The sequence below is a fragment of the Streptomyces sp. WAC06614 genome, assembly GCF_003949795.1.
Taxonomy (GTDB): domain Bacteria; phylum Actinomycetota; class Actinomycetes; order Streptomycetales; family Streptomycetaceae; genus Streptomyces.
This window is the reverse complement of sequence record NZ_RPRY01000466.1, coordinates 1-4,225: the sequence shown is the minus strand read 5'-3', so window position 1 is coordinate 4,225 and position 4,225 is coordinate 1. Positions and strand designations below refer to the sequence as shown.

Genomic DNA, 4,225 nt, shown 5'->3' with positions numbered 1-4,225 from the left:
GCGAAGCCCGGCGCGTCGGACCACGAAGCCCGGCCCCTGGCCCGGCCCGGGCCCGGCCCGGCGGTCACGCGGTGGCTGCGCCGAACCACCGTTCCAGGTGGGGGCGCAGCTCCCGCTGCTCCTCCCCGGCCCATGCCACGTATCCGTCCGGCCGCACCAGGACCGCCGGGACGCCCAGCTCCTCGCCGCCGCGCTCGGCGACGTGGTCGACCCGGTCCGCCCAGCCCGTCACCGACAGGCGGCCGGTCGGGTCGAGGAGGAGCCCGCGGCCGGTGTGCATCAGGTCGTACAGACTGCCCTGCTTCAGGGGGACGTCCCGCAGGCGCCGTCCGACCAGCTCGTGCCCCTCGGTCCCGGAGGGGCCCTGGTCGTCGGCGTAGCGCACGCCGACCGCGGTGATCATCTCGGTGAGGTGCCGGCGGACGTCCTCGTACGCCGCCAGCTCCGAGAACACCTCCCGCAGGGCCACCGCGCCCGGATCGGTCCCCAGCAGCGCGATCTGCGCCCGGGTGTTGCTCAGTACACGGGCGCCCACCGGGTGCCGTTCGGCGTGGTAGCTGTCCAACAGGCCCTCCGGCGCCCAGCCGTTGACCTCGGCGGCCAGCTTCCAACCGAGGTTGAACGCGTCCTGCACACCGAGGTTGAGCCCCTGCCCGCCGGTCGGCGGGTGGATGTGCGCGGCGTCGCCCGCCAGCAGCACCCGGCCGACCCGGTACCGCTCGGCCTGCCGGGTGGCGTCGCCGAACCGGGAGAGCCAGCGCGGTGCGTGCACACCGAAGTCGGTGCCCGCGACCGCCCGCAACTGCGCCTTGAACTCGTCCAGGGTGGGCGGCACCGACGGGTCCACTGCCACCGCCGCGGCGGGCACGATGAACCGGTACACCCCCTCGCCGCCCTCCGGCATCGCGCCGAAACGCAGCTGGGTCCTGCGGACCTCGGCGACCGCGGCCGCCAACTCCGCCGGATCCGCGGTCACTTCCATGTCGCCGAGCAGCGTCTCGACCCGGCTCGGTTCGCCGGGGAACCCGACGCCGAGCAGCTTGCGCACCGTGCTCCGCCCGCCGTCGCAGCCGACCAGGTAGCGGGCGCGCAGCCGCGTCCCGTCGGCCAGCTCGACGCTGACCCCGTCCTCGTCCTGGTCGAGGCCCACCACCTCGCAGCCGCGTCGTATCTCCACGCCGAGTCCGAGGGCGTGCGCGGTCAGCAGGCGTTCGGTCTCCGGCTGCGTGATGGCGATGCCGTACGGGTGCGCGGTGTCCAGGCTGTCCGGCCACGGCATGGCCAGCGCGGCGAACGGCCCACCGACCGAGAACCGCTGACCGGCCGCGAGGAACCGGTCGAGCAGGCCGCGCTGGGCCATCACCTCCACGCTGCGCACGTGCAGTCCGCGCGAGCGGATCACGTCGGCCGGCCGGTCGAGCTTCTCCAGCACGATCGCCCCGACCCCGGCGAGTCGCAGCTCGGAGGCCAGCATCAGACCGGTCGGTCCGCCGCCCGCGACGATGACGTCGATCAAAGCACCCACCCGTTTCGTTCCGCAGAATCTTGATCAGGTCGGTGATTCTGCGGTACGAACAGGGCCTTGCCGCAAGGCCCCCTGTGTGTTATACGTTGAGAGTGGCAGGGAGAGCGTGTGTTCCCTGCCTTTTCTGTTTCTCTTCCTCGGCCGAGGATCAGTCGAGACAGAACTCGTTGCCCTCGACGTCCTGCATCCCGAGGCACGACTCGTTGAAGCCGTCGGCACGCAGCAGCGTCCCGCGCACCGCGCCGAGCGCGACCAGCCGTTCGCACTCGGCCTCCAGCGCGGCGATGCGCTCCTCGCCGACGAGCCCGGTACCGACCCGCACATCGAGGTGCAGCCGGTTCTTGACGGCCTTGCCTTCGGGGACGCGCTGGAAGAACAGCCGCGGACCCACCCCCGAGGGATCCACGCAGGCGAAGGCCGCGCCCTGCCGCTCGGGCGGCAGCGAACGGTCGTACGCGCCCCAGGAGTCGAACCCCTTCGGCGGCGGCGGCACGACGTACCCCAGCACCTCGCACCAGAACCGGGCGACGCGTTCGGGGTCGGCGCAGTCGAAGGTGACTTGGAACTCCTTGATCGTCGTTGTCATGTGCGTCACCGTAACAGCCGTGCCACCCAGGGCGGTCGGGAGTTTTCCTCCGCTCAGACCTCCTTCAGGAAGACGATCGCGTCGGCCCGGTCGAGCGTCGCCGGGTCGAGGCCGAAGTAGGTGTGGTCGGCCGGGACCCGGGCGGCCGGTTCGGGGTCGAAGGCCGCCACGAGGCGGTTGGGATCGAGGACCGAGCGGGCGTCCGGAAGCGCCGCCAGGACGCCTTCCAGGCAGCCTGGGTCGGGGACGTCCGAGCCACGCGTGCCGAACGTGGTGGCGGCGAAGGCGTAGCCGTCGCCGAGCCGGGTGGCGGCGATGGCGCCCGCACTCCACCAGGCGAGCTGCTGCCCGCCGAACCTCATCCCGCTGCGGTGGCGCTGCAGATGGGCGTTGTGGGCGAAGGCCAGGGTGGGGCCGCGCCGGGCCTCGTGGCGGACGATCGCTTCGAGGTTGTCGGCCATCATCGTGTCGCGCAGCGCCACGAGGGTGCCCAGCCGGGTGGGAGCGGTGTCGGCCAGGGCGGCGTGGTAGCGCAGCAGGCCCACGGCGGTGCGCGCGTGCAGTGCGGCGCGCCAGAGGTCCTCGGGCGAGCCGACCGCCGTCAGGTGCGGGGCATGCGCGGTGAGCAGGGCCAGCAAGTCGTCTGCGGCCAGGCGCAGTTCCTTGGCCTCGGGCGTACGGCCCACGGAACGGGCCGGGTCCCTCATCGCGGCCGGATCGGTCCACGCCGCGTCCTCGCCGAGCAGCGCGTCCAGTCGCTCGGCGCTCCAGGGCAGGTCCAGGTCGAGATGGGTGGCGAGGTAGCCGTGCACCGCGGTCAGGGCCTGCCGGGGGCCGGCGGCGCCCGCCGTCTCCAGCGGGCCGTCGAAGCCGTAGAACCGCAGCCGGTCGGGCGCCGGACGCCGCTCGTTGTACGCGCGCATCCAGCGCAGCAGCTCGCGGTTGCCGGCGAAGGTGCCGAACTCGTGGCTGAAGCCGCGGTCCATCACCTCGTCGAGGCGGCCGGTGCCGTCGATGACGTAGGCGTCGGCGGCCAGGGCCGCCACGCAGTCGCTCTCCAGGGCGATCGAGCGGTACCCCTCGTGCTCCACCAGGTGGCGGAAGAGTTCGTTGCGCAGGTCGAGGAAGGCTTCGACCCCGTGGGTGGGCTCGCCGAGGCCGAGCAGACGAGGGGCGGAGGACAGGAGTGAGGTGAGGGCCTCGCCGCTGAAAGGGCGGGCGGCGGCCCGGATCGCTGCGGTCATGGCTTCCACCGTATCGTTGAAGCCTCGGTGTAAACTTTTCGCCTTTCTTCCCCTCTGCACTGCCGGTTCCTGCGAGGAAAGTTTCAACATGCGGTTGCGGCCCATCGATCTGGCGCGCGAGCACGGCCTGTCCACGCAGGCCGTACGCAACTACGAGGAGGCCGGGATCCTGCCGCCGGCCGAGCGCTCATCGAGCGGCTACCGGGTGTACGCGCCGCGGCATGCGGCGGCGCTGCGGACGTTCCTCGCCCTGGTCCCCGCACACGGCCATGCCACCGCCGGCGCGATCATGCGGGCGGTGAACGCCGACGAGGTCGAGGAGGCCTTGCGGATGGTCGACCGGAGCCATGCCCAACTCGCGGAGGACCGGGGCACGCTGGAGGACGTGGAGGCCGCCCTGCGCGACCTCGCGGCGCCCGGGCGGGAACCGGCCGGGGACCCGGGAGCGGGAGCGGGGCCGCGGCCGGGTGCGGCACCGGGGCCGGGCGGCGGTGCGACGTTCATCGGACCGCTCGCCCACCGGCTCGGGCTGCGGCCCGCGACGCTGCGCACCTGGGAGCGGGCCGGGCTGGTCGTCCCCCGGCGCGACCGGCGCACCGGCTACCGCGTCTACACCGCCGCCGACGTACGGGACGTGCTCCTGGCCCATCAGCTGCGCCGGGGCGGGCACGGGCTGGAGCGGACCGCCCGGGTACTGGAACAGGTCCGGGCTGCGGGCGGGCCGGAGCCGCTGCAGGCGACGTTGCGGGAGTGGCACGAGCGGCTGACGGCGCGCGGGCTGGCCCTGCTGGCGGGGGCGGCGGCCCTGCACACGTACCTCGGGACGCCGCGGTGACGAGCCCGGCCCCGGCCCAGGCCCCCGACCCCGAC

Annotated in this window: 4 protein-coding genes; 1 reads left to right on the top strand and 3 read right to left on the bottom strand. The window is 73.6% G+C overall.

Annotation, left to right across the window (positions count from 1 at the left end; all coding sequences use genetic code 11):
• Positions 1 to 64 precede the first annotated feature (64 nt).
• The 3 genes from rox to EF918_RS33225 all read right to left on the bottom strand — a co-directional run bounded on the left by rox (position 65) and on the right by EF918_RS33225 (position 3,355).
• Positions 65 to 1,516 (bottom strand): rifampin monooxygenase, encoded by a 1,452-nt coding sequence (gene rox / locus EF918_RS33235; protein ID WP_125652618.1) that lies wholly within the window; start codon positions 1,514 to 1,516, stop codon positions 65 to 67.
• Positions 1,517 to 1,673: 157 nt separating this feature from the next.
• Entirely contained in the window at positions 1,674 to 2,111 is a 438-nt protein-coding gene (locus EF918_RS33230; RefSeq protein ID WP_125652617.1) for a VOC family protein, read from the bottom strand.
• Positions 2,112 to 2,164: 53 nt separating this feature from the next.
• Complete coding sequence (locus EF918_RS33225) at positions 2,165 to 3,355, bottom strand: erythromycin esterase family protein (RefSeq protein ID WP_125652616.1); 1,191 nt, start codon at positions 3,353 to 3,355, stop codon at positions 2,165 to 2,167.
• 88 nt (positions 3,356 to 3,443) lie between these two features.
• Here EF918_RS33225 and EF918_RS33220 point away from each other — a divergent pair, with 88 nt between their 5' ends.
• Positions 3,444 to 4,190, top strand: coding sequence for a MerR family transcriptional regulator (locus EF918_RS33220; protein WP_125652615.1), 747 nt, complete (start codon positions 3,444 to 3,446; stop codon positions 4,188 to 4,190).
• The last annotated feature ends 35 nt before the right edge of the window (positions 4,191 to 4,225 follow it).

What these genes read in the sequence shown, in the direction of transcription:
- EF918_RS33230 (WP_125652617.1), bottom strand. Translation starts at nt 2,111, where the DNA reads ATGACAACGACGATCAAGGAGTTCCAAGTCACCTTCGACTGCGCCGAC.
- EF918_RS33225 (WP_125652616.1), bottom strand. Translation starts at nt 3,355, where the DNA reads ATGACCGCAGCGATCCGGGCCGCCGCCCGCCCTTTCAGCGGCGAGGCC.
- EF918_RS33220 (WP_125652615.1), top strand. Translation starts at nt 3,444, where the DNA reads ATGCGGTTGCGGCCCATCGATCTGGCGCGCGAGCACGGCCTGTCCACG.